The organism is Streptomyces sp. NPDC007205 (assembly GCF_040634095.1).
GTDB lineage: Bacteria > Actinomycetota > Actinomycetes > Streptomycetales > Streptomycetaceae > Streptomyces.
Window position 1 is genome coordinate 1 of the sequence record NZ_JBEYEW010000146.1, and the last position, 2,426, is coordinate 2,426.

At 68.3% G+C, this 2,426-nt stretch carries 2 protein-coding genes and 1 pseudogene; 1 reads left to right on the top strand and 2 read right to left on the bottom strand.

Going from position 1 to position 2,426, the window contains the following annotated elements; genetic code table 11:
* Window positions 1-66: 66 nt before the first annotated feature.
* Window positions 67-162 (top strand): annotated as a pseudogene (locus ABZ624_RS42655) (transposase); the annotation flags it as partial.
* A 462-nt stretch (window positions 163-624) separates the two neighbouring features.
* On the opposite strand, the gene ABZ624_RS42660 reads toward ABZ624_RS42655, so the two are convergent.
* Both ABZ624_RS42660 and ABZ624_RS42665 read right to left on the bottom strand, forming a co-directional pair.
* Entirely contained in the window at window positions 625-1,827 is a 1,203-nt protein-coding gene (locus tag ABZ624_RS42660) for a helix-turn-helix transcriptional regulator (RefSeq protein ID WP_360101065.1), read from the bottom strand.
* Between the two features lie 105 nt (window positions 1,828-1,932).
* On the bottom strand, window positions 1,933-2,426 hold a 494-nt coding region (locus ABZ624_RS42665), incomplete at its 5' end, for an HAD-IA family hydrolase (RefSeq protein ID WP_360101068.1).

Sequence of the window (2,426 nt, forward strand, 5' to 3'; positions counted from 1 at the left end):
CTGAGTAGGACCATGTCGGCAAGGTCGTCCGGAACTGCATTGCACTTCGAGCGACCGGAGGAGCCCGTGGCCCAGATTTGGGCGGGTACGGACATTGGTAAGACGCACCACCATTGCGTGGTCCTGGATGCGGAGGGCAAGCGGCTGCTCTCGCGCCGCGTCGTCCGGCGTCTTCAGCCAGGTGGGAGATTCCCGCGACCACGATGCCGCGGACCAGGCCGGAGGAGAGTGCGCTCGTGGCAGCCGCCCAAGCCGGGCGGGCGTCCAACGGCACGCACGGGTCGTAGTCGGACCAGGTGCCGGCCACATGCCAGTGCCGGGCGTCGGCGTAGTGGCGTGCGTGGAGCTCGGCCTCGCGGACAGCGGCTGATTCGGCCGCACAGGAGTAGACGGCAACCGGCACGTGTCCGATGCCGCCGGATGTGGATTTCGGCATGCAGTCAGCGTGCCGTCGGTGGTGTGCCAGGGACAGGCACGGCTCGTGGCGGCGCCACGAAGTCATGACGTGGCGGACTGTCACGTCCCGTGCTCCTGCACGCTCGTCCTCCAGCAGTATTGCAACGGAGCGTGCCAGTCAGGCTGGTGGCGACTGTGGGAGCTGCTATGGCGCGTGGCAGCGGGCGGTCAGCGGACGGTGAGGGGTACACCGGCCGCGTGGGCGAGCCCGCGTAGCCGCCCGACGGACACGCCGGCGAGGCGAGAGATGATCACTCCAGGCAGCATTTGGTGCCGCACCCACCCCGGCGCCATGCCGCAGATTTTTTCCAGGGTATCGGCAGCCTGGTCCCACCGACGGCACTCCACGTGCGTCAACGCCACGCCGAGGCCGTACCGGGCCCGAGTGGCGAGGGGCACCGTGTCGTCCAGCCGGATCGTGTCCATGAGCCGGAGCGCACCGCCGGTGTCGCCGAGGGCAACGGCGATGCTCATCGCCTGCGTGGCGGCATAGAGCGGCCCGAATGGTTGTGCATGCCGACCCCGAGCATGCTCCGCCCCGATGCGGGCGCCGACCGCATGCGCCTGGGAGAGGTACTCCCGCGCGGTGTCCGGCGAGGCGCCACCCCGGGACGCGGCCACGGCAGCGTTCGTGACGAGCTGCCCGTACACCGACAGCCGGTCCGGATCGTGCTCGGACATCTTCGGCTCGATCCGGTCTGCCTGGGCCGCGGCGAGGGCGAAGCCCTGCGCGGTCCGCCCGTCGCGGAGATTCACCCACGCCGTGGTGGCGGCCAGGTGGGCATCCCGCAGATCGTCGCCGGCCTGGACGGCGATCTGCCGACCGTAGGTGAGCGCCGCATAGGTCAGGTCCCGTGAACCCCACACGTTCGCGGCCATACCGGCAGTCTGGAAGACATCGGCCAGGACGCCGGCCGCGGCCTTCCGCTCGTCGGCGTCTGCAGCGTCGTATCGGGCGCGAGATTCGGGCAGCAAGGCGCCGAGCAGCGCACCGAGCTCGGTGTAGCGGCCCGCCCAATAGGCCGCGTCAGCACGCCGAACGACACCGCGGAGCTCTTCGACGGTGCCCGGCTCGGTGTCGGTGGGGATGCCGATCGCGGCATCGTGCGTCGCAGCGGACAGTGCGCGCAACGCTGCACGCTCGTCACGGTCCATGGAGCGACGGGGCGCCTGCTGGCCGAGGAGCACGGCGATGTCCGTCCCAAGAACAGAGGCGATGGACAGAAGCGAAGGAAGGGAAGCGGTGCCGCCCCGTTCCAGCTTCCGCACAACACCCACAGAGACGTTGGCGGCTTCCGCCAACTGCTCCTGCGTCATGGCACCGCGCAGCGTCTTGAGCCGTTCAGCGGTGCTGTACTCGGACCACTGCATCGCAGCAACTCCTCCCGACCGGCCAAGCACGGACCGTACCCACTGCTTTACGATCAGCAACACCCACGGGCACTACAGGAACAGTGAGTTGGCTGGAAGTCGCCGCTAGACGGAAAGCGCGGCCCTCACACCGAGGAGTGCCTCAAGCTCGGCCACCGTGGCGGCTTCGTCCGTCGCGAGGACGGTGGTGATACCCAGCGCCTCGGCTGGTGGGAGATTGGCAAGGTGCTCATCAACGAACACGCATGCCTGTGCAGGAAGCCCGAGACGTTCCAACGTCAGCTCATAGATGGCTGGGTCGGGCTTCGCCATGCGGACCTGCTCGGAGATGACGTGCACATCGAACAAGCCCCAAACGCCGGTTTGCTCGTACGGGTTGAACGGTTCCGTGCCGAAGCTGTTCGACAAGAGAGCGAGACGGAACCCGGCGCTCTTGGCGGCGCGCGCAATCGCGGCCATACACCGGGCTGCGGGCACGGCAGACCATGCCCGCCCCATCAGGTTGGGCCTTGACCCCGAATCCTGGACACGGGTTATGCGGCTGGTGTCAGCGTAGTTGATGTTGGTCGGGACGCTGTTTCGTAGGCGATCGGGCTGCG

Coding starts and splice junctions, on each gene's coding strand:
- ABZ624_RS42660 (WP_360101065.1), bottom strand. CDS start 1,827: ATGCAGTGGTCCGAGTACAGCACCGCTGAACGGCTCAAGACGCTGCGC.